General features: G+C 65.6%; 21 protein-coding genes and 1 tRNA gene. 10 read left to right on the top strand and 12 right to left on the bottom strand.

From position 1 onward, the window contains the following. Positions 1 to 3: 3 nt before the first annotated feature. A complete protein-coding gene (locus NA10_RS12405) occupies positions 4 to 2,427 on the bottom strand; it encodes a GcvT family protein (RefSeq protein WP_067567436.1) in 2,424 nt (807 codons plus the stop codon). 220 nt (positions 2,428 to 2,647) lie between these two features. On the opposite strand from NA10_RS12405, the gene NA10_RS12410 reads away from it, so the two are divergent. Both NA10_RS12410 and NA10_RS12415 read left to right on the top strand, forming a co-directional pair. Continuing rightward, positions 2,648 to 2,986: a bifunctional 3-phenylpropionate/cinnamic acid dioxygenase ferredoxin subunit gene (locus NA10_RS12410; RefSeq protein ID WP_067567439.1), complete on the top strand. Its 339-nt coding sequence runs from the start codon at positions 2,648 to 2,650 to the stop codon at positions 2,984 to 2,986. Then, entirely contained in the window at positions 2,983 to 4,176 is a 1,194-nt protein-coding gene (locus NA10_RS12415; RefSeq protein WP_067567441.1) for an NAD(P)/FAD-dependent oxidoreductase, read from the top strand. Before NA10_RS12410 ends, NA10_RS12415 begins: the two co-directional genes overlap by 4 nt. Positions 4,177 to 4,186: 10 nt before the next feature. Here the strand turns inward: NA10_RS12415 and NA10_RS12420 are convergent, their stop codons facing one another. The 5 genes from NA10_RS12420 to NA10_RS12440 form a co-directional block, all read right to left on the bottom strand. Beyond that, complete coding sequence (locus NA10_RS12420; RefSeq protein WP_067567444.1) at positions 4,187 to 4,546, bottom strand: cupredoxin domain-containing protein; 360 nt, start codon at positions 4,544 to 4,546, stop codon at positions 4,187 to 4,189. Positions 4,547 to 4,613: 67 nt separating this feature from the next. Further along, positions 4,614 to 4,991 (bottom strand): hypothetical protein, encoded by a 378-nt coding sequence (locus tag NA10_RS12425; protein WP_157556433.1) that lies wholly within the window; start codon positions 4,989 to 4,991, stop codon positions 4,614 to 4,616. Positions 4,992 to 5,117: 126 nt separating this feature from the next. After that, entirely contained in the window at positions 5,118 to 5,786 is a 669-nt protein-coding gene (locus tag NA10_RS12430) for a pyridoxamine 5'-phosphate oxidase family protein (protein WP_067567450.1), read from the bottom strand. After that, positions 5,783 to 6,643, bottom strand: a complete 861-nt coding sequence (locus NA10_RS12435) for a serine hydrolase (protein ID WP_084514559.1) — start codon at positions 6,641 to 6,643, stop codon at positions 5,783 to 5,785. The genes NA10_RS12430 and NA10_RS12435 overlap by 4 nt, the downstream gene beginning before the upstream one ends. 156 nt (positions 6,644 to 6,799) lie before the next feature. Beyond that, positions 6,800 to 7,255: an SRPBCC family protein gene (locus NA10_RS12440; protein ID WP_067567563.1), complete on the bottom strand. Its 456-nt coding sequence runs from the start codon at positions 7,253 to 7,255 to the stop codon at positions 6,800 to 6,802. Positions 7,256 to 7,354: 99 nt separating this feature from the next. Here NA10_RS12440 and NA10_RS12445 point away from each other — a divergent pair, with 99 nt between their 5' ends. Continuing rightward, a complete protein-coding gene (locus tag NA10_RS12445) occupies positions 7,355 to 7,816 on the top strand; it encodes a DoxX family protein (RefSeq protein ID WP_067567453.1) in 462 nt (153 codons plus the stop codon). Here NA10_RS12445 and NA10_RS12450 read toward each other — a convergent pair. Continuing rightward, a complete protein-coding gene (locus tag NA10_RS12450; RefSeq protein ID WP_067567456.1) occupies positions 7,813 to 8,694 on the bottom strand; it encodes a patatin-like phospholipase family protein in 882 nt (293 codons plus the stop codon). The genes NA10_RS12445 and NA10_RS12450 overlap by 4 nt on opposite strands. Before the next feature lie 46 nt (positions 8,695 to 8,740). Next, the gene (locus tag NA10_RS12455) at positions 8,741 to 9,559 is read right to left on the bottom strand and encodes a TIGR02452 family protein (RefSeq protein WP_067567566.1); all 819 of its coding nucleotides are present in this window, start codon (positions 9,557 to 9,559) and stop codon (positions 8,741 to 8,743) included. Between the two features lie 448 nt (positions 9,560 to 10,007). On the opposite strand from NA10_RS12455, the gene NA10_RS12465 reads away from it, so the two are divergent. From NA10_RS12465 to NA10_RS12475, 3 genes are all read left to right on the top strand, one after another. Continuing rightward, positions 10,008 to 10,841 carry a CPBP family intramembrane glutamic endopeptidase gene (locus tag NA10_RS12465; protein ID WP_084514560.1) on the top strand — a complete coding sequence of 278 codons (834 nt, stop codon included), beginning with the start codon at positions 10,008 to 10,010 and terminating at the stop codon, positions 10,839 to 10,841. A gap of 950 nt (positions 10,842 to 11,791) precedes the next feature. After that, positions 11,792 to 12,310, top strand: a complete 519-nt coding sequence (locus NA10_RS12470; protein WP_067567462.1) for a hypothetical protein — start codon at positions 11,792 to 11,794, stop codon at positions 12,308 to 12,310. A gap of 57 nt (positions 12,311 to 12,367) precedes the next feature. Further along, entirely contained in the window at positions 12,368 to 12,784 is a 417-nt protein-coding gene (locus NA10_RS12475) for a hypothetical protein (protein ID WP_067567465.1), read from the top strand. Positions 12,785 to 12,866: 82 nt separating this feature from the next. Here the strand turns inward: NA10_RS12475 and NA10_RS12480 are convergent, their stop codons facing one another. Beyond that, positions 12,867 to 13,535 (bottom strand): hypothetical protein, encoded by a 669-nt coding sequence (locus NA10_RS12480; protein WP_157556435.1) that lies wholly within the window; start codon positions 13,533 to 13,535, stop codon positions 12,867 to 12,869. Positions 13,536 to 13,696: 161 nt separating this feature from the next. Between NA10_RS12480 and NA10_RS12485 the strand changes: the two genes are divergently transcribed. The 3 genes from NA10_RS12485 (at position 13,697) to NA10_RS12495 (ending at position 16,723) form a co-directional block, all read left to right on the top strand. Further along, positions 13,697 to 14,437, top strand: coding sequence for an HAD hydrolase family protein (locus tag NA10_RS12485; RefSeq protein ID WP_218021503.1), 741 nt, complete (start codon positions 13,697 to 13,699; stop codon positions 14,435 to 14,437). A gap of 244 nt (positions 14,438 to 14,681) precedes the next feature. Next, positions 14,682 to 15,269 (top strand): HD domain-containing protein, encoded by a 588-nt coding sequence (locus NA10_RS12490; protein WP_067567468.1) that lies wholly within the window; start codon positions 14,682 to 14,684, stop codon positions 15,267 to 15,269. Between the two features lie 968 nt (positions 15,270 to 16,237). Continuing rightward, on the top strand, positions 16,238 to 16,723 hold the full coding sequence (locus NA10_RS12495) for a hypothetical protein (RefSeq protein ID WP_067567471.1): 486 nt from the start codon (positions 16,238 to 16,240) through the stop codon (positions 16,721 to 16,723). A gap of 212 nt (positions 16,724 to 16,935) precedes the next feature. Here the strand turns inward: NA10_RS12495 and NA10_RS12500 are convergent, their stop codons facing one another. After that, complete coding sequence (locus NA10_RS12500) at positions 16,936 to 17,529, bottom strand: DinB family protein (RefSeq protein WP_067567579.1); 594 nt, start codon at positions 17,527 to 17,529, stop codon at positions 16,936 to 16,938. A 778-nt stretch (positions 17,530 to 18,307) separates the two neighbouring features. Then, positions 18,308 to 18,380 (bottom strand) — tRNA-Asn (locus NA10_RS12505). Between the two features lie 172 nt (positions 18,381 to 18,552). Here NA10_RS12505 and NA10_RS12510 point away from each other — a divergent pair. Further along, a complete protein-coding gene (locus NA10_RS12510) occupies positions 18,553 to 18,798 on the top strand; it encodes a hypothetical protein (protein WP_067567582.1) in 246 nt (81 codons plus the stop codon). Positions 18,799 to 18,872: 74 nt separating this feature from the next. Here the strand turns inward: NA10_RS12510 and dnaG are convergent, their stop codons facing one another. After that, complete coding sequence (gene dnaG / locus NA10_RS12515) at positions 18,873 to 20,801, bottom strand: DNA primase (RefSeq protein WP_067567474.1); 1,929 nt, start codon at positions 20,799 to 20,801, stop codon at positions 18,873 to 18,875. Between the last annotated feature and the right edge of the window lie 58 nt (positions 20,802 to 20,859).

Raw genomic sequence — 20,859 nt, forward strand, 5'->3', positions numbered from 1 at the left:
GTTTTACCTCCGGATCAGCGACATCTCGGGATCGACCAGCGGCTCGGCGTGCACCCGCGCGGTGAATGTCCGTGCCAGATAGTCGATATGCACCGCATCGCCGGGACGCAACTCGCTCGGTAGCCAGGCGTAGGCGATACAGCGGCCGAGGGTGGCGGAGTAGCCCGCGCTGGTGAGGTAGCCCGCGACGACGCCGTTCACGGTGACGGGCTCCTTACCCAGCACCACCGCGTGCGGATCGTCCAGGACGACCGAGCGCAGCGTGTGCTTCGGCGGGACAGCCGATTCCAGTGCGGCCTTGCCGATGAAGGACGGCTTGGATGCGCGGACCGCGAAGCCCACCCCCGCCGCCTCGGGGGTGTGTTCGGTGGTCATATCCGCACCCCAGGAGCGGTAGCCCTTCTCCAGCCGCAGGCTGTTGAAGGCGATGCGCCCGGCGGGAATCACGCGGTGCTCGGCGCCTGCCGTCCACAGCAGATCCCACAGGGCCGCACCGTGTTCGGCGCTCGTGTAGATCTCCCAACCGAGTTCGCCGACGTAGGAGACCCGCATCATGGTGACCGGGATACTGCCCAGATAGGTGCGCAGCACCCGGAAGTATCCGAAACCCTTGTCCGAGAGATCATCCGGGCACAGCGGCTGCACCATATCGCGCGCCTTCGGGCCCCAGACGCCGAGACAGCAGGTGCCGCCGGTGATATCGCGCAGGGTGACGCTGCCGTCACCGGGCAGGTGCCGGGTGAACCAGTCGAGATCCAGCGGGCCGTTGGCGCCGACCTGGAACAGTTGATGGTCCAGTCTGGCCACGGTGAGATCGCTGCGGATGCCGCCGTTGTCGTCGAGCAGCAGGGTATAGGTGACCGCGCCGGGTTTCTTGCCGACGTCATTGGTGGTGAGTTCCTGCAGGAATGCGGTAGCGCCCGCGCCGCTCACCTCGTACCGGGTCAGCGGGGTCATATCGTACATGGCGACATGCGTTCGCGTCCAGCGCGCTTCGGCAATGGAGATCGGCGAATAGAAGCTGCCGGACCATTCATCGCGCTCCGGGAAATCCACGCCTTGCGCCGCCAGCTCATCCACCAGCGGCGCATTGGCTTCGAACCAGGCGGGTCGTTCCCACAGACCGCCTTCGAAGCAGAAGGCACCCAACTCCCGATGCCGCGTGAAGAACGGGCTCGTGCGTAATTCCCTTGGCGCACTGCGATATTGATGCGGATGAATAATGTCGTACACCTCGACGAACGCCTGCATACTCGTGCGCCGGATGAAATCCGGGCTGAGCGCCGCCTGCTCGAAACGGTGCAGATCGCATTCGTGCAGATCGATCTGCGGTGTGCCGGTGACAATCCACTCCGCGACCGCCTTGGCGACCCCGGCGGAATGCGTCACCCACACCGCCTCCGCCACCCAGAACCCGGACAGTCCGTGATGTTCGCCCAGGATCGGGAAGCCGTCGGGGGTGAAGGAGAAGATGCCGTCGAAGCCCTCGGCGACTTCGGTCTCGGCGAGCGCGGGCAGCAGTCGCCGGCTCTCCCGCCAGGCCGGTTCGAAGTCGGCCGGGGTGAACGGGAGCATGGACGGCATGGTCTCGGTGGCGGTGTCGCGCAGCAGGTTTCGCATATCAACCGGACGCGGATCGTGCCCGTAGTAGCCGATGCCGATGCGGTCGCCGTAGGTGCGGTAGTACAGGTCCGAATCCTGATGGCGCAGCATGGGCAGGCGTGCACCGCCGTCGAGGGCGGGGACCGGGCCGGTCTTGGCGAACTGGTGTGCCATGGGTACCAGCGGAACCGTCAGGCCGACGGCGCGACCCAACTCCGCGCCCCAGAACCCGGCCGCGCAGACCACCACGTCGGCGGGCAGTTCCTGGCCGTCGGCGGTGCGCACGCCGGTGACGCGGCCGTCATCGGCGAGCACCTCGACCACCTCGCAATACGCCAGGAATCGCGCGCCGCGGGCGACGGCGCGGTGGGCTTGCGCCTCCGCGGCGGTCAGCGCGAGCGCCAAACCGTCTGTGGGCGTGTGGTATCCGCCGAGAATCCGCTCCGGGTCGAGTAGCGGATGAAGTTCGGCGCACTCCCGGGGATCGAGCAGTCTGCCCTCGATACCCCAGGATTTCGCCCAGCCGTATCTGCGATGCAGATCGGTCCAGCGCTGCGGCGTGGTGGCGACCTCCAGGCCGCCGACGGCGTCGAAAGCCTCCAATTCGGTGAATTTCTCGACCGTGTACCGGGCCAGCTCCGCCATGGTTTTGGAGCCGTTGGTCTGGAATACCAATCCCGGTGCGTGCGAAGTGGATCCGCCGGTACGGAAGAGCGGTCCGCGGTCGGTGACGGTGACATCGGTCCAGCCGAGCCGGGTGATTTCGTCCGCCAGTGCCGTGCCCACGATTCCCGCACCGATGATGACGACTCGCGGTTGTCTCACCGCGCCTCCAAGTGTTGCGTATTGCGCACCATGTGCCGTAATACGCAACCATGCTCCGCCCGCCGGGAGAGCCTGTCAACCGGAATGGCGAAATTCGTATTCCCTTTGTTTCCCGGGCGTTTCGGCTGCTGTTGACGGGTCCGGCGGGAGCGGCCACACTGTTGCACATAGCGAGACATACATCGCTATTCGCAACACACCTCATGCCAGGGAGGGGCCCATGGCCGCATCGATCCCGTCACTCACCCTGCTGGTCGGCAAGCTCGCCGAACTACCCGTGGGCGAGGTGATTACCGTGAATCCCCCTGGGTTGTCGCCTATTTCGGTATTCCATACCGAGGAGGGACTGTTCGCCATCGACGACACCTGCACCCATCAGGACGCGTCACTGGCCGACGGCTGGGTGCAGGACTGCACGGTCGAATGCCCGCTGCACGAATCCTGTTTCGATCTGCGCACCGGAGCCGCCTCCGGACCGCCCGCCAAACGCGCTGTGCGCACGCACAGGGTCGAGGTGCGCGGTGACGATATCGTGCTCACCCCGAGTACGGAATCATGACCGGATCGGTCGCCGTGGTCGGCGCATCGCTGGCCGGACTCTCGGCGGTGCGAGCCCTGCGGACGCGCGGGTTTCGGGGAACCATCACGCTGATCGGCGAGGAACCGCACCTGCCCTATGAGCGGCCCGCGCTGTCGAAGGAATTCCTGCACACCGGGGAGCCGATCGGGCTGCTGGAAGATCATTCCGAGACAGCGCGATTGGATGCGGAGTGGTTGCTGGGGCGGCGGGCGATCGGACTCACCGCCGCTACCGGACGAGCAGGCGACAGCCCGGCATCATCGACCGCCGAACCGCATCTCATTCACCTCGACGACGGCCGGACCGTCTCCGCCGATACCGTCGTGCTGGCGACGGGCGCGCGCCCGCGGCGACTGGCCGGCGCTTCCGGCGCGCACTACCTGCGAAACCTGGACGACGCGCGCGCCCTGCGCGAAAGTCTCTCCAGCACAGAGCGACTCGTGGTCATCGGGGCCGGATTCATCGGCGCGGAGGTGGCGTCCTCCGCGCACGCCCTCGGTGTGGACGTCACCCTGATCGACGCCGCCCCGTTGCCCGCCGCCGCCGTGCTCGGCGAATCCGTCGCGGCGGCCTGCGCGATGCTGCACGCCCGCAATGGAGTTCGACTGCTGACCGGCGCGCGCATCGAATCCCTTCGCCCCGGGGCCGTTCACCTCACCGACGGCGCGCGACTGCCCGCCGACACCCTCGTGGTCGGCATCGGATCCACCCCGAACACCGAATGGGCCTGCGATCGAAATCCCCTGCTGCAGAATGGCGACGGCTTCCACACCGACGCCCGCGCACGCACCTCCGTCCCCGGCATCTACGCCATCGGCGACTGCGCCCGCGCTCACGATCCGAGGAACGGCACGCACACCCGCGGCGAGCACTGGCATGCCGCCATCGCCCAGGCGCACATCGCCGCCGCGACCATCACCGGCACGCCGCCGCCCGCCCGGACCGCCCCGTACTTCTGGTCCCGCCAATACGGCACACTCCTGCAACTGGCCGGTGACCCCACCGCCGCCACCGAACTACGCATCGTCGACGGCGCGCTCGACGGCGAATCCTTCACCGCGCTCTACGAACACGACGGCGTTCCCGTCGCCGTCTGCGCCCTGGACAATCCGCGCCTGTTCACCCGTCATCGCAAACAGTTGGACCGCGATCCGGCCTCCGCGCGCTGAACGGGATCGGCTAGGAGACAACCAAGGTCGCCTTCATGGACGGGTGGTAGCGGCAGTAGAAGTCATACTTGCCGGGTGCGCCGGGTGCGGTGAAGGTGGCGGTTCGCGCGCCCTGCACTTCGGTATCGAAGGTGCCCGCGGTGGCGGAGGTGACCGTGTGCTCATCGGTGTCGTTATTGCGGACGGTGACCGTCGCGCCCGCCTTCACACTGGCCGGGGCCTGGAACATGTGGTTGGAGATGGTGATCTGATCCGCGACGGAATCGGTCGGGGTGCTCGAGCTCGAACATCCGGAGGCGATCAAAAGCGTAGCGGCGGCCGCGCACACGGCGCCGAACGTCCGGCGGCGGACCGGGGAAAGGGTGGACATGGCATCCTCCTTCGAGGAAATTCCTATTCCCTATCCACGCACGGCGATGTCGCGCGGTTCACCGCATCTACCGATCGGAGACCTCGTCGATCGCCCGGCAGTGCGAGTCGGCGGGCGCCGACAGCGGCGGCCAGGAGCGATTCGACGGGATGACGGTGACCGAGCCGGTGGGGGGCACCACCGAAATCGTGTCCGCCGCGGGCGCGCCGGTATCGGCCACCGGCGGAGCATCCTCGAATTGGTCGGCTATGCGAATGATCCGGCGCTGCAACTCGATCAATTCGACCAGATCGCGATTCACACCCAGTCCGGCCTCGGTCGCGGCGGTCACCGCGCGCACGGCCTCCGCATGGGCGGCGAAGATCGCCTCGCGCAGCCGCGCCGAAACCCCCGCCTCCCGACTCGCCGCACGCCACACCCGAGGTCCCCCCTCACCGGTAGTCACCCCTCCAACCCTACTCCGCGCCAACAAGATCAACGGGGAGCCGCCGCGGCGGTTGTACGAATTGCCGGGCACTGGTACCGGCGTGGTGAGAGGCCGCCGGCACCAGTGCCCCCTCAATGACGCGCCCTACGCGGTGGGCGCGCCGGATCTGGTGGCGATATGCGGCGGCGCCGCGATATCGGCCGGGAGGGCGGGATCCGGTTGTGGCGCACCCCAGCCGGTGTGCAGCGGAAGAACTCCCGCCCACAGCCCGAGGGCGGCATCGGGTCCGTCGCCGTCATCGGGCGGGCCGGTGCGGATCTTGACCGACGCCTCGTCCAGGGACAGGTCCAGCAGGGCGGTCGCGGCCAATTCCCTGCGATTGGGCCGACGCGCGTATTCCCATTGCCCCGGCGCGGATTGCTCTGTCAGACAACGCAATCCCTCGAGCTTCTCGTCCGGATCGTCAACCGGGCGGGGCGTGCCGAAAATCATCGCGCTGCGATAGTTGACGCCGTGCTCGAAGACCGAGCGCGCCAACACCAGACCGTCGATATGCGTAATCGTCACGCAGACGGTCGAATTCGGCGAGGCGATCAGACTGCGGCTGGCCACCGAGCCGTGCAGGTACAGGTCGGTGCCGGTGGAGCCGTACACGGTGGGGATCACCAGCACCGAACCGTCGACGAGTACGCCCAGGTGGCAGAGAAATCCGGCGGCGAGAATGGCATCGAGTTCCGCGCGATCGGTACCGCCCTGCGCACGCAGTCGGCGGTGCCGGGTGCGGTCGGTGTCCGAGAGCGGGCGGGCGGTCACAGGCCCATCGCTTCGCGCAGCACACCGATTCCGGCGGTCAGGGCCGCGCCCCCGGCGGAAATACTCACCGTCGGTTGCGAACTCAGCAGCACGACCGCGTACCGCAGGTCCGGGCCGACCAGACCGGTGGTGTTCAGGCTCAGGGCGGAGCCGACCCACATCCAGCCCTGTTTAACGGCCCATTCGCAGCCGCGCATGGCATCGGGAATGCCGAAGTACTGGTCGACGCCGTCGGCGGCGGTCTCGGCGGCCTGACCCAGTGCGTCCAGGATCAGGTCGCGGGCAAGCAGCGGCGCCTCGTCCAGCAGATACCGGTAGATGGCCATGACATCGCGAGCGGTGGTGAGGGTTTCACCCCATTGACCGCTGTGCGAGGAGGCCGTGGTGGCCGTGAGCCCGATCTTCTCGGACATGCGGGTGATGATCTGCGCACCACCGGCCGCACCCCAGAACCGGCTGGCGATGGCATCGTCACTGGCCGAGAGCATATGCTGAACTTGCTGAACTGCCGCCGAATCCTGTTGTCCGGCACCGTCTTCCAGTACGTCGAGGGCGATCAGCAGCTTCACCACCGAGGCGGTGTAGAACCGCTTGTCATCGTTCACCGCGGCCACCAGCGCGCCGGACTCGGTATCGACCACCTCGATACCGGTCTCCGCGCGGGGCTCCACCGACTGCACCGCAGCCTGCATGCGCTGGGCGAGCGCATTGGGCGAGACTGTGATCGAGGCGGCCGGTTTCGCATGCGACGGATCCTGCGGGAGCGGCACGGGCCGCGCGAAGGCGACCGGGACGGTCAAGATCGACGAAATTCCCATCGTGGCGACCGCGATGGCCGCCCGCACGCCGAAACGCATGACTCTCCCTCACAACGAACCGATCGGCCGGAACGAAGAAGCTGCGCTCCGGCCAACCGACGAACTACACGGATAGTACTAATTCCGCAGAAGCTCGCCAGCTGTACAGCTGAATCCGATGTTACGTTCAGGAGAATCAACTATTTCCGCAATGAATCACGGCTGCTCAGCCAGTGCTGCCAATCGGTTCATCGACGCCAGCAACTTGTCGGCGGTGGTGGCTCGCGCCCGCACCAGACGCTTCTCATCGCTCAACTCGGACCAGTCGTAGATGTGCGTGACCTCGGTGCGCCCGTCACCGAGGTCTTTGACCGACCAGCGCCACAGATGACCCGGCGGTTCCTTACCCGGTTCCGAGGGCAACCAGGCAATACGCTTACCCTCGACGAACTCCACCACATGATTCTCGCGCACCGCGCCATTGGTGAGGGTCATCAGGAAGACCGCGCCCACCCCGCGGACCCGTTCTCCCCCAACGGCTTGCGCCAGATTGTCATTACCGTCCCAGCGCGGCTGCTGGGACGGATCGGCGATCAAATCGAAAACGCGCTCCACGGGAGCGTCGATCGTCCGGCTGGCGGAGACGACGCGGGGTATCTCGGTATCCGTCATGACCCGATCAAAGCACAGAACCAAGCGGCCCGCGGGATCGTAGTAATAGCAGGTGACGCCGCCGCGCACCTTGACAGCGCAACCCCTCGGAGGCACGCCATGCACCTGCTGACCACCACATCCGATACCGGATCCAAACAGACCGTTCTGGTCGCCGTCGTCCTCGCCTGTTTCCGCGCCCTGGTCGGCATCTCCTTCGCCATCCACGGCTGCTCCACGCTGTTCGGCAAACCCGTGGCGCCGCACGGCCCGCTCCCGGCCGTCGGCGCCTGGCCGCAGTGGTGGGCCGGGGTCATCGAACTGGTGGCCGGGACCGCGGTCGCCCTGGGGCTGGGCACCCGGGTCGCCGCACTGCTGTGTTCGGGGTCCATGGCGTACGCCTTCCTCACCGTCCACCTCGACCACGGCATTCTGCCCATCAAGAACGGCGGTGAGCCCGCGGTGCTGTTCTGCTGGTCCTTCTTCCTCATCGCCGTCCTCGGCCCCGGACCGTACTCGCTCGACGCGCTGCTGGGCCGCTATGCGGGCCTCGGACGGCACCCGGCACCCCTGAGCACCTAGTCCCAGAGTTCGGCGACCCGACCGGCCTCCGACTTGCCCTGCACCCGACCGGCATTCGCCGCCGGCACCCTGGTCGCGGCGTCGAGCGGATCGGTGCCGAAGGCTTCCAGGGAGGTCTCATCGGGTGAGATGACCGCGACGCGCGCGCCCGCGGCCGTCAGGCCCGCGACCTCCTTCTCCAGTGCGTCATCCGGCAGCGGAGCCAACACCAGCACCCGCTCGCAGCCGGTCGCCAGATCCGCGTTGGCGGAGCTGCGCACACCGCCATCGGTGTAGCGCACACCGTCGATGGTGTGCGGCGGCCACACCAGCGGCACCGCCGAACTGGCGGTCACCGCGTCGATGAGCGGAACGCCGGAATCCCGATCGAACACCCGCAATTCGCCGGTGCGTGCATTGACCGCGGTCACCAGCAGTCGCCGCTCCGGCCAGTCGTGGATCGGCAACCGGGACTCGACCACCGCCCGCCGCGCGGACTCCGGCACCGTCTCCACCTCCAGCGCGAGCGCACCCAGCTTGCGGCGCGCGGCCATCGGATCCCCCTCCGCCTCGGCGTGAATCGCGGCAACCCGTTCCCAGACCTCCTCGATCGGAGTCCCCTGCGGCTTCAACTCATGACTCTGCACCGCCGAATCCACCTGCCGCCGAAACAGTTCCGCCAGCGGTAGGCCGCTACTGATCTGCGCGGCCACATTCGCACCGGCCGAGGTCCCCACAATCAGATCCGCGTCGGTGACATCGACGCCCGCATCGGCCATTCCGATAATCACCCCATTGGCCCAAGCGATTCCGGCCACCCCGCCGCCTCCGACAACCAGCGCCCGCTGCACCACGCTCGACTCCTCCGACTCGACGACTCCAACCTTCGAGTCAACCATCCCCAAGGGATCGGTATGCCCGCGACCGGCGGGGGACCGGCCCGATCTACTTGGGTGCGAAGACGGTTCGGAAGGCGGTGAGGGTGGTCTCGCCGGGGGTTCGGTCCAGTATCGCGAAGGTGACCTCGTCGAAGTGCCCGTTGAACCGCCCGCGCTCGGCCAGCAGTGCCTGGAAGACACCGGCCACCACGGCCGGGTCGTTGCCGTACGCGCCGCAGCCCCAGGCGCCCAGCACCAAACGCCGGTAGCCGACCGCTGTTTCGAGAATGCGCTCGGCGCGGGTGGCCAGCACCGCGGGTATTCGCGACACCTCGCCCGGCAGCTCCCGCGCGATCACGTTGGTCCGGGGCGACGGGCAGGTGAGGAAGCCGACCGGATAGGGGTTGTCGAGCAGGTTGCCCGCGTCGTCGCGGAAGACGGGCACTGCGGGAGAAAGGATTACGCGGTCACTGTAGAAGGGGTCCGGTGTGCGGCGGTGGTGCTCGTAGTACTGCGGCACGGCCAGCAAGGTGGTGTACAGCGCCGACGCTCGGCACAGCGCTTCCTCCTGCGTGCGCGCGCCCGCGAGATAGTGGCCGCCGGGATTGCGGGCGGACGCGAAATTCAGGACCGCCACCGGCTCTGGATCGGCCGCGAGCATTCGGCGCGCCGCGGCGAGACTACTCTCACCGGTCACGGTGATGACCGTGGTGACCTCGCTCCGAACGCTCACCGAAACCGGCTCGGGACCGAACATCCGGGTGCCCTGAACCGCGGCCCGCACCCCCGCTGCCAGCTCGACATCGTGCCCGCCCGGTGCACGATAACCACCGGCGGCGATGATCCGCTCGTTCTCCGCGGCGATGGCGCGTAGCTGTTCGGTCACGCCCACCATGCTCTCATCATTCCCGCCACGTCCGAACAGGTAAGTCGCCCAGCACTTTTCACTCGATCCGCAGAGGTATTGCCGACGGCCGCGGCGATCTCGCCGTAGTCCAGGTCGAACACTGCGCGAAATTGGCCCAAGCTCGACCGATAGCGGGCTTTGACATCCGCCATCAGCCGTGCCGACGAGTTCAGGAGAATCTCTCGGCTCACGCCATTCCGGAGCGCCTGCCCGCGACAGCCGGTCTTTCCAAGATCGATCGCGAGAACGCGACCGGCCACGACCGAAGATCGTCGCAGCCGCGCCGCGACAAGTCACCCACCGGCGCGGACGCACTGCCCGCTCCGACATCCACCCGGTAGATCCCGTTGGTACGCGCAGGGATTCGAGAGAGCCGTGTCAGCACAGTGTCAGTTCGATATCAGGATAGCGGGCGATCGTTGCGTCCATGATCAGCTCATCGAATCGAGGGATCTCGACCACGGCGGCCAGCACGCCCGCAGCCGACGGCGGCACACGACCGAACAGGCTGGCCGAGCGACTGCTGGACGACCGTCACTCCCTGCCGCTGTCCATCATGTTGCACCTTGTCCCCGGACTGCTGATCGTCACCGCCTACCTGCTGATCGGCGGACCATTCGCCGCAGCCATCGGCTATCCGACCCTGCTGGGCTGGGCGATCGCACTGTCCCTGGTGCTGATACCGATCCTGTCGGGCCTGCTGTTGCTGGGCCGCAAGCAGAACGGCCGTTTCACGCTGCACGGCGTGCTGCGCTACACCGGCACACCGGTCCCGCGCGCAAGGCTGGTGGCGATGGTCATCGCGCTCATCGTGTGGCAGATGGTGGTGGGATTCGCGCTGGCACCGGTCAACAACTTCTTCAAAGCCTTCTTCACCTGGCTCCCCTACACGGACACCGGCGGCGGCCCGGCCGCCTACCTGCAGGGATACTCGCATTCGGTCATGCTCACCGCCATGGTGATCTGCCTGCCGCTGACCGGAATCTCCCTCCCCCTCATAGAAGAGCTCTATTTCCGCGGTTTCCTGCTCCCCCGCCTCGCACACCTCGGCGGTTGGGCCCCGGTGGTCAACTCGATCCTGTTCGCGGTGTACCACTTCTGGTCCCCGTGGATGATCGTGTCTCGAACGATCTTCATGTTCCCGGGCTCCTGGTTCACCTGGCGCAAGCAGGACATCCGACTCTCGATCGGAATGCACGCCGGTGGCGACCTGCTCCTGGCCGCGACCGGCACCACCGCCCTCGCACTGAACCTCCTCTGAGGCGCACCGCTCCGCCTATCGCACGGATCAGCTCTTGATCCAGTCGATGGCGATCGCGATGAGGGCGGCGTTGAAGAAGAATCAGCGCGGATTTCCCAGCCGCACATACGGAGCCCCAAGTGGCTTCCAAGCTCGGAGCACCCACTTGAACCCATCCTCAATTCGGCTAGTTGCGGATGTCCGTCAGCCTCAGATCGGCTCGGCCCGTTGATCTTCGGCGACCGCCGCGCTGGCCGGTTCCGGTCAGCACGGGTCGCGGCATGTCAGTGCGTTGCTCGCGCGAGTAGACCCTCTCAGGAATGGGCCTGATCATGCACTGTTGCAAGGGAATTGGCCGGAAGCCGCCGTTCGGCTCGGGATTGTGCCCGAACAGGCCCATTGCGCAGCATTCCGCCGAAGGGGACGGCCAGCGGACCTCGGATCGGTTCGGCCCGTTGATCTTCAGCCGTCCCGCGCCGGCCGGTTCAGTCAGCGCGGGAAGCGGCATGACCGGATGTACATCGCGACATCAACCCAGCTTCGGCGTCCCGCCTCAAAAACACGGTGCCCAGCGAAACCTTCCGGCCCCGAGGGTTGTCCGGTGGCGACGATGGTGGCATGAGCGTGGTGCAGTATTGGCCTCTGGCCGGGTTACGGGTGCGGAGACCGTATTTGGAGCTGAGACTTCCGAGTTCGGAAGACCTCGGTGTGTTGGCCGGCCTGGCCGCGCAGGGGGTGCACGATCCTGCGGTGCAGCCGTTCACGGCGGAGTGGACGGATGCGGAACCGGACGAGCGCGCGCGGCGGGTCATGCGGTGGTGTTGCGGCTGTGCAGTAACGCGGTCGGTGTTTCCCGCTCGGCCAGCAACGTATCGAGCAGGTCGCACATGACCTCGAGAACGCAGTTCCTGTCGCAGGTGGCGGCGTAGGTCCCCTCGGTTCCATGTGAGCTGCCGTTGATACCGTTCGCTATGCCGATCGCATGGCGAGCAGCCGCCGAATCGTTTGAGCAGTTCCTACGCAAGCATGGCGTCGGGTCCGCTGCGGTAACCGATGTCGAGGCGGCATGGCGTGCGTTCGTCGAGTTCTCGCAGACGGAGATCGGCGGGGTTGCGCCGGCCGACGAAGACGGCGATGGATTCATCGTTCAATGGGGTCGGTATTCCTGGGACAACAACCGTCTCAACCTGACGCTGACCAGACAACTCGCTGTGGTCGACCCCACTGAGCGGATCGAAGCCGATGATCCCGACTGGCAGCACCTGTGGCAAGTCGAGCTGACGATGGCCTTCGCCGACGAGCCGGCGCTACTCGCCCTTGAGCCCGATCTGGATGCCCACGACACGGGCTTCAGGTTCGATCCGATCGGCCCGCTGCGAGCGGCGGCGCTGGCCGAAGTGCGTGACCAGGCGCAGCGACAGGCACTCGTCGAGGCCATGTTGACCGCGACTCCGGTGCATAGTGAGCTGACGTTCGAATGCGTGTGCTGAGAGATACCTCCCAGTCTTGACGTCTACGTCCGGGTCCACCCCAGTGACCGCGCCGCCGTGCTCTCACGCTTCATCAACCGCTACGTCGACACCGAGAACCCGCAAGAGCCTCGTTTCGATGCCTTCGTCCGAACATATATCGCAGGCGAACCGGCTCCCGGCGACCGGGACGTTCTGGCGGAACTACGCCGCGATCCCTGTGCTGAAAGAGCATTCTTTCTCTACCTGCAAGCCAACGATTACTACCAGGCCATCATCACCCTCACCGAAGAAAACGACCTCGTCCTCGGCCTGAGCCTGGACGACCCGGACAACGACCCCGCGACACTGTCCCAGGCTTCAGCGCTGATGGCAGCGCTGGCCCAGGAGTTCGGCGCGACGAGCGGCGTTGCGGGCGTAGAACTACCACCACCTCAAAGTATCTCGGAGTGGGCGGAGGACGCGCTCGTGATGCTGCGATACGAAAACGATTGAACGTCCCTGATCGAGTGTGATGTTTGTGGTCCCGCATTTCGACACCGCGATTGGAGTGGTGCGAACTGTCCTCGCTCAGACGTCAGCCCGACCACCACGCAGGGGACAAGTTGATCGACCACACATCGCCAACTCTGCGCTCGGCAGGATTCTCCGCATCCACATCGGCACATCCGTAAGGATCAGCGTCGGCGACGACGAAGACCCTCGCGCCGGACTCGGAGACCCTGTATCGGTGAATGTCAGTGGTTGTCGCGTCGTTGTCCGGTTCGATGCGATAGCCCAGGCCGGTGATGAGGGCAGCCAACTCGTCGAACCCCACCCGAGGTGCGAACTCGCCGTACTCGGTTCGGAGCAACACTGGCACAGTGGATACCTCACCCCAGATCAGACGGTGCGTCTGCACGCTGATGCCGAAGCAGGACCATTCGCCCTTGTCCTCGCCGAACGAAAGCTCCACGAGGCCGTAGTCCCGGCGCATGCGAGTCTGCACTTTGTCGTCGACATAGTCCGACCCCAGTTTTGCTTCCCACTCACCCCAGTACCCACCGGGACCTGCCTCCACACCGTGGCCATATTCGGACAACACCGCCATGACAGAAACCCCGCCCAAGCCCAGCAGCGGCCAGCTCGCTCCCCGGCCGGGGAAGCCGCGTCCGGCACCACCCGCCATCACCAGCGGTTCCGATGAAGACGTGCCAGCGGTGTGGCCGGAGCCCAGCCAACTCGAATCGTGGTGGGAGGCCGTCATGCACCCCGCCCAGCCTGATACTGAGTGACCATCGCCGCACATCCACGATCGGCCACACCCCGTCGTGCTGCCGATCTTCCGGTTGTCCCAGCACCGATTTCGTGGGCGGATGATTTGCTCAATACGCTGCCGGGGTGAGAACTCTGGACACGAGCACCCTGGTGTTCGATATCGATGGCACGATTTGCTTCGATGGCCGCACCATCGCCGACCGGATTCGGTCGGCGTTAGCTCGATGTATCGAGGCCGGATACCACCTGGTCTTCGCCTCCGCGCGTCCGATCCGGGACCTGCTACCGGTTCTCGGCCCGGGTTTCGAGACCGCGACGCTCATCGGCGGCAACGGCAGCTTGATCTCGACCGACGGTGTGGTGCGGGCCAGGGCGAGCTTCCATCCGTCTACCTTCGCGGCCCTACTCGAGCTCAGCAACCGTTTCCAAGCAGGTTATCTGGCCGATGGGCCCTGGGATTACGCCTATACAGGTCCTGATGACCATCCGATTCGCGGCCGGGTCGACCAGGGTGTGCTGGCTCGCCAGGTTCAGGTGGCCGAGCTTCCCGAAGTGGTCAAGTTCCTGGCTCTCGGAGCCTCTGACATGCACGCTCTTGCCGCGGCCGGTCGCGAGCTCGGCGTGACCGTGAACCATCATCTGGATGAAGGAATCATCGACTTCGCGCCGGGGTCCACTACCAAGTGGGAAGCGTTGCGCGCAGCGGGAATTACGCGGTACATCGCTTTCGGCAACGACCTCAACGACATCGAGCTGCTGGGCAATGCCACCTGGGCGATTCGGGTCGGCGCACATCCGAGCCTCGACGACGTGGCCCACACGACTGTTGGTGCGGATCCTGAATCAGTGGCCCGAGAGATCGAGGGTATCGCCGACGGCGTCCTGCTCTGATCACTGTTACGTGACTGCGATAACTACCGGACCCCGGGAACCGCTGCGGCTGGTGTGGACCGGGTGAAAGAAGCGGCTACAGTGCTCTGTCCGTGTAGACGGTACGGATGAGGTAAGGAGCTTCCCGACCGGCGGGCGCTCGTCGTCGGGGGCGCGTCGGGGATGGGCCCGGCTGAACTCGCAGGGAGGGTCTTTCGGAGATGGATTTCGGAGACGTGGCGTTGCGAGCCTAGGGTCAGGGTCCATGAGCTGGATACTTGACACGCCATCGGCGCGAGCCGCCTTCGAGATCGCCTCCGAGTACGCGGACAAGACCCTGCTCAACCACTCTGTGCGCTCCTACGCCTTCGCCGCCGCGTATGCCGCCGCGCACGGACTCTCATACGACGAGGAGCTCCTCTACGTCAGCTCGCTGTTGCATGACCTGGGCCTGACCGTTCCGTTCGACAACCACACTCTTCCGTTCGAGGAGGCAGGTGGTCATGTCGCCCGCGTGCTGACCGCGGGTCTGGGATGGCCCGCGGCCCGGCGGGCACGTGCCGAGAAGGTGATCGTCCTGCACATGCGCGACGACGTCAGCGCGGCCGAGGACGTCGAGAGTCACCTCCTTCAGGTCGGCACCAGCGCGGACGTCTCCGGCCTGCGGGTGGCCGAATTCGACCCTGCGTTCCGCACCGCGCTGGTGGCCGAGTACCCCCGGCTGGGCTTCGGACCGGCCTTCCTCGCCCTGTTCGAGGACCAGGCGGGGCGTAAGCCGGACTGCGCGGCGGCGGCCTTTGTGGCGGGCGGCGCAGCGGCCCGCATCGCCTCGAACCCGCTGGATCCCGCCTAGCCGAGGCAATCAGTTCCTCGACGAACTCCCAGGCGGCAGTGAAAGATCGACCTGCTCAAAACCCACCCCGATCACCGAGCAGATCGCACCGCCTCAGTTCAAGCATCCTCACCGGCATGGCCGCTCGCGTGAACATTCACGCGGGTATGACAGAACACATCCGGAATTCGGCATTATCGTGCACTTTCGGCACCCGAGCGGCGCTCCGTCAGTTGATCTTTCAGAAAGCCGTATGGCCGATCCGAACAGTGTGCTTCGAGTGATGGACGTCCAACGTACAGGCAGCACGCGCCTAGTGACTATTCTTCATCGAAGCTGTGAGACTCGCGAGCAACCCGTCGCGAGTAATGTGTTGCGGGGAGCCCAGCGAGTGCGCTCGATCGAAAAGATCTCTTGCCTGGGATAGGGAATACGGCTTGTTCTTTTCTATTCCGTTCACGGCGTGGAAGTTATGGGCAAAGTGCCACCGGCCGCCGGGTTGAATCACGACTCGGAGATACGACTTGCCCTCTCGACCGCCATACGAGGTACTCGGTACCTCGAACATCCAACCCTTCCGAATCCCTCCGAATGTCAAGTCAGACTTCAGGTTAAGCTCCGCGCTGCGCGCGAATATCATCGGCGAGGCCCATGAGAATATCGTCCCACAAATCTTATCGAGCCGGAGCCTGTCGGCGCACAGCCGGGAAACAAAACGATTAGTACCTTCCAAACCGGTGAGTCCCGATCAGCCCTATGGCTCCGAGCGACGTACTCAACTTCGGCATGAGCGTGCGTTGAGAAATGCTGTCAACCAAAAGATTTGGACGGTCGACCGACGCGCACTACGCGGCAATACAGGACGTTCGAAGTGCAGCATCGAGCCGGTGCTTGGTGAGTGCCCGTCACACGGTGGCTGAGAACGAGATGCCCTCGTCCGACCACGAATTCGGGCTGCGCTTCGAAGCGCTGGCTGGCAGCATGTCGGGATGCCGGACTTACAGTGGGATGAGGTCAAGGAGCTGTTCGACCCCAACGCGATGGGTTCCCAGCCGGATATGTACGTGCAGGAGGCATCGGTCGAGGATTGGCAGGCGGTGTTCGATCTGATTCGGACGCAGGGGTGGGCGTGGGAGTACTACGAGGGTGATCGCAAGCAAGAGTTGCCCGCTGCCGTGGACGTGCTGTCGCGCCCAGTCGACGCCGAGTGCGTCATACTGCGGGTCCGGCCAGTCCCGAACGTGCAGATGATCTTTCGTCCTTGGCTTGGCGAGATCGATTTCGATGTCAACCTCCACGAGTTACAGGGCCAGGCCGGGGTGGACATTCTGTGCGACGTCCTGTGCGCGATCGGGCGGCGGCTGGGCAAACCTGTGCTCATGTGCTCAGAGTTCGACTCCTTCGACTCTCGATTCCCGGTACTGGGATTCGACCCCGCCGCCGACCGTGTGGTGCGACTGGCCGACCGACGCTAAGCCTCGAGCGGGGCCTGGCGTGCGGTCTAGGATCCCGTTCACCACGACCTGATCATCTCCGCACTTCGTCAGGGCACTGTGCCGCACCGCGAGCCCCTCGAACCGGGCGATCAGCGGCAATTGAGGATATTCGGACGTTGTTGGTCCCAAATCGGCCGCGGTGACCGGTAGGTGCAGATTGGGGCCGGGTTCAAGGCCCGAAACGGGTTCAGTCATCGACGTTCTGCGGCCAGTTTCGCTGTTCGCTCCAGCCCGGCTCTGTGGTGCTGCCACCAGTCCGGGTCGGTGGCGGGCATATTGTCGTTGCCATCGAGCAGCCCGACGCTGCCGTCGATGAGTTCTCGGATGATGTCGGCGTGCCCGGCGTGCCGGTGAGTCTCCGCGGTGACGTGGACCAGGATTTGGTGCAGGGTAACGGTCCGGTGCTCATCGGACCACCACGTGACCGAGCCTTCAGCGGTCAGGTCGAGAACCTCGATCGTGGCGTCGGCGTGTGCCCATGCCCGCCGGTAGAACGCGACGATGTCCTCGCGCGATTGATCAGGTGTGGCCCACATATCGGCCGTGGGGTCGGCTTCGAAGTCGTGTTCGGCCAACGGCTCGCGGTATGGGCGTGCGAAGGTTTCACCGAAGTAGCCGAACTCGACGGTGGCGAGGTGCTTGACCAAGCCGAGAAGGTTTGTGCCAGTGGGGGTTAGCGGACGACGTATGTCGTACTCGGACAAGCCGTCGAGCTTCCACAGCACCGCGGCGCGGGCAGAGCGTAGGTAACGGTGCAGATCAGCTTTCGGAGCCGAGACTGTCATACCCAGCACTCTGCCAGGTGGGGACACTTCCCCGAACCTGAACAACATGATGACGTCGTGTCAGCAGCACTACCGCGCACCGGGAGCCACTGTCAGCCAACCTGTTTGGACGGCTGACCGACGCCCGGGTCGCGGCAGTTCCGGACGTTCGCGCCCACAGCTACGCCACGACGTGCAGGCGCTAACCTTCCTCGGTTTTGTCGCGCTGATTGCGCTGGAAGCCCTCCGCGATCCGCCGCAGGTACTCGCCATACTCGGGTGAATTCAGTTCGAAGTTGCGCAGCTGCCAAGCAAGGCACCAACGAGGCTGACATCCCAGAAGTATTGCCGAACCAATACCCGGCCCCTGTATGGACAGAGACGCCGACCACGATGATCACGAACCCAGGGCCGATCCAGCCCTCCTCGAAATAGTCAGCCCCCAAAGGACGCCCAGATCGGACGATCGAGATGCCATGTGACAGCGCTCATGTCGTGGGTGACTCCGTGCCGCAGCTTCCGGCTCATCACACTCTCGTCGGCGACAGGCAGCATCGCTCCCACAAGCGAATTAGCCCTGCCGGACCCCCAGCCCACTACCGACGAAACCGGGACGAACGCGCCACTGCTCGGAACCATCCTGCGACACCGTCAGACGACCCTGGCCGGACTTCGACGACACCGGGTCGACGAAACATTCAGCGGCGAATTCTTGGGTTTTCTTGGAACGGAGTCCAATCAAGGGGCCGAACGAATAATGCCCCTGACCAGATTCCCTGGTCAGGGGCCATTATTCTTGCTCCCCCATCTGGACTCGAACCAGAAACCTGCCGATTAACAGTCGGCTGCTCTGCCAATTGAGCTATAGGGGATTGTTCCCGGTCTCCCTCTCGGGCGACCGGAGAAAACTTTAGCGTATGGGTTGTTCACTTCCCAAATCGTGCTTCTACCTGGGGACATGCGGGTGGAGGGGCGGCGTCGACAGGGGGCGGGGCTTCGGGCAGGATGTACACGCGGACAGGCCAACGGGAGGAGCTTCTCGACATGCTGCGGTTGATCATCGGCGTCGCGGCCGGGTATGTGCTGGGCGCGAAGGCCGGGCGAGCCCGGTATGAGCAGATCAGTAAGACTACCCGTGCGATCAGTGAGAGTCCGGTCACACGGAAGCTGGTGCAGGTTTCGCGGCAGCGTCTGTCGGACAAGTTGAGTACGCAGCCGAAGCTGGAGCCCATGGAGCCGCTCGATGAGCGGACCACCATTCTGGTGCCGCACGACCAGTTGCGGCGGTAGCGGAACACAGAACGTACCGAACACCCGAAGTTGGCTGGAGCGCAGCCGAATTCGGGTGTTCGTCGCGTCAGGGGCTAGCGGCCGCCGAAATCCTCGGAGTTGCCCATGGCCTGGGTGAGCAGGCTCTTGCGGTACTGCTCCAGGGCGACGAGGTCGCCGAAGAGGGCGAAGTACGCCTCGGATTGTTCGGTGGAGGAGATGCGCTGGAGTTTGGATTTCAACTCCGCGATCTGCCGGCCGACCCACGCCTCCTGGACGCGCGCCAGCACGCCGGTGACCAGGCGGGGGATATCGGCCTCGGATTTGACCGGAAGTTGCTCAGCGGCCAATTCGGACACCAAAGCGCGCATGGTGAGATCGTCGGTGTTGTCGGCCACCGCCGCGACCCACTCCGCGCCGCCCAAACCCGCTGCGGTGCCGCCCGCTTCGGCGATCGCGGCGCGGGTGGCCACGTAGGCCGGATGCGTAAACGCCTCCGGTTCAAGCGAATCGAAGACCGGGCCCGCGAAGGCCGGGTATTGCAGGGCGGCGGCCAGGGCCTGGCGCTGGGGGGCCAGCACCGGATCACGCGGACTCGGTCGCGTGGCGACCTGTTCGGTAACCGGTTGCGGCGCTTCACGTTCGGGAATGCCACGGCGAGCGGTACCGGCCGCCGAACCGCCGCGGGCGTTCTTGCGCGCCTCGTCGCCGACCCGGCGCACCACCATCTGGATATCGTCCCAGCCCACCCAACCGGCGAGCTTGGTGGCGTACGCCTTGCGCAGCGCGTTGTCCTTGATCTGCGCCACCACCGGCACAGCGCGCCGCAGCGCGTCCACCTGTCCCTCGGGCGTATCGAGATTGTGTTCGGCCAGCAGACCGCGAATCACGAACTCGTACAGCGGAACCCGGCGCGCCACCAGATCGCGGACGGAACCGTCGCCGCTGCGCTGGCGCAGTTCGCACGGGTCCAGGCCGTCGGGGGCCACGGCGATATAGGTCTGCCCGGCCAGCTTCTGATCACCGGAGAACGCCTTGAGCGCCGCCGCCTGTCCGGCCGCGTCACCGTCGAAGGTGTAGATGATCTCGCCGCGCCAGAAATTGTCGTCCATCAACAGCCTGCGCAGCATGGCGAGGTGCTCCTCGCCGAAGGCCGTACCGCAGGACGCCACAGCGGTTTTCACGCCGGACAGATGCATGGCCATCACATCGGTGTAGCCCTCGACCACCACCGCCTGATGCCCCTTGGCGATCTCGCGCTTGGCCAGATCCAGCCCGAACAGCACCTGGGACTTCTTGTACAGCACCGTTTCCGGGGTGTTGATGTACTTGGCCGTCATGGTGTCGTCGTCGAACAGTCGGCGCGCGCCGAAGCCGATCACCTCCCCGCCGAGATTGCGGATGGGCCACAGCAGCCGCCGGTTGAACCGGTCCATCGGCCCGCGCTGCCCCTGCTTGGACAGCCCCGCCGCCTCCAGCTCCTTGAACTCGAATCCCTTGCGCAGCAGGTGTTTCGTGAGCGTATCCCAGCCGCCGGGCGCATAACCGCAGCCGAACTGATGCGCCGCGCCGGCATCGAAATTGCGGTCGGTGAGGTACTTGCGGGCCATCTCGGCCTCGGGCTCCCCCAGCTTGGCCATATAGAACTCGTGCGCCGCGGCATTGGCCGCGACCAGCCGCGAGCGGGTGCCGCGGTCGCGCTGCACCGAGGTGCCGCCACCTTCGTAATTGATCTTGTAGTTGAGCTTGTCGGCCACCTGCTCGACGGCCTCGACGAAGCCGATGTGCTCGATCTTCTGCAGGAAAGCGAAGACGTCACCGCCCTCACCGCAGCCGAAGCAGTGGAAATGCCCATGATTCGGGCGCACATGGAAGGACGGCGATTTCTCGTCGTGGAAGGGACAGAGCCCCTTCATGGAGTCGGCACCGGCACGCCTGAGCGCCACGTACTCGCCGACCACATCCTCGATCCGAGCGCGTTCACGAATCGCCGCGATATCGCGGTCTGGAAGTCGGCCTGCCACGGGGCGAGTCTAGCCGCGCGCCGGCGGCGCGCGGGACCGGGACGCACGGCTGGACACC

Source organism: Nocardia acidivorans NBRC 108247 (assembly GCF_001625085.1).
Taxonomy (GTDB): Bacteria; Actinomycetota; Actinomycetes; order Mycobacteriales; family Mycobacteriaceae; genus Nocardia; species Nocardia acidivorans.

Coding starts and splice junctions, on each gene's coding strand:
- NA10_RS12410 (WP_067567439.1), top strand. CDS start 2,648: ATGGCCGCATCGATCCCGTCACTCACCCTGCTGGTCGGCAAGCTCGCC.
- NA10_RS12415 (WP_067567441.1), top strand. CDS start 2,983: ATGACCGGATCGGTCGCCGTGGTCGGCGCATCGCTGGCCGGACTCTCG.
- NA10_RS12420 (WP_067567444.1), bottom strand. CDS start 4,546: ATGTCCACCCTTTCCCCGGTCCGCCGCCGGACGTTCGGCGCCGTGTGC.
- NA10_RS12435 (WP_084514559.1), bottom strand. CDS start 6,643: ATGCGTTTCGGCGTGCGGGCGGCCATCGCGGTCGCCACGATGGGAATT.
- NA10_RS12440 (WP_067567563.1), bottom strand. CDS start 7,255: ATGACGGATACCGAGATACCCCGCGTCGTCTCCGCCAGCCGGACGATC.
- NA10_RS12445 (WP_067567453.1), top strand. CDS start 7,355: ATGCACCTGCTGACCACCACATCCGATACCGGATCCAAACAGACCGTT.
- NA10_RS12450 (WP_067567456.1), bottom strand. CDS start 8,694: ATGGTTGACTCGAAGGTTGGAGTCGTCGAGTCGGAGGAGTCGAGCGTG.
- NA10_RS12465 (WP_084514560.1), top strand. CDS start 10,008: ATGATCAGCTCATCGAATCGAGGGATCTCGACCACGGCGGCCAGCACG.
- NA10_RS12470 (WP_067567462.1), top strand. CDS start 11,792: ATGCCGATCGCATGGCGAGCAGCCGCCGAATCGTTTGAGCAGTTCCTA.
- NA10_RS12480 (WP_157556435.1), bottom strand. CDS start 13,535: ATGACGGCCTCCCACCACGATTCGAGTTGGCTGGGCTCCGGCCACACC.
- NA10_RS12490 (WP_067567468.1), top strand. CDS start 14,682: ATGAGCTGGATACTTGACACGCCATCGGCGCGAGCCGCCTTCGAGATC.
- NA10_RS12495 (WP_067567471.1), top strand. CDS start 16,238: ATGCCGGACTTACAGTGGGATGAGGTCAAGGAGCTGTTCGACCCCAAC.
- NA10_RS12500 (WP_067567579.1), bottom strand. CDS start 17,529: ATGACAGTCTCGGCTCCGAAAGCTGATCTGCACCGTTACCTACGCTCT.
- NA10_RS12510 (WP_067567582.1), top strand. CDS start 18,553: ATGCTGCGGTTGATCATCGGCGTCGCGGCCGGGTATGTGCTGGGCGCG.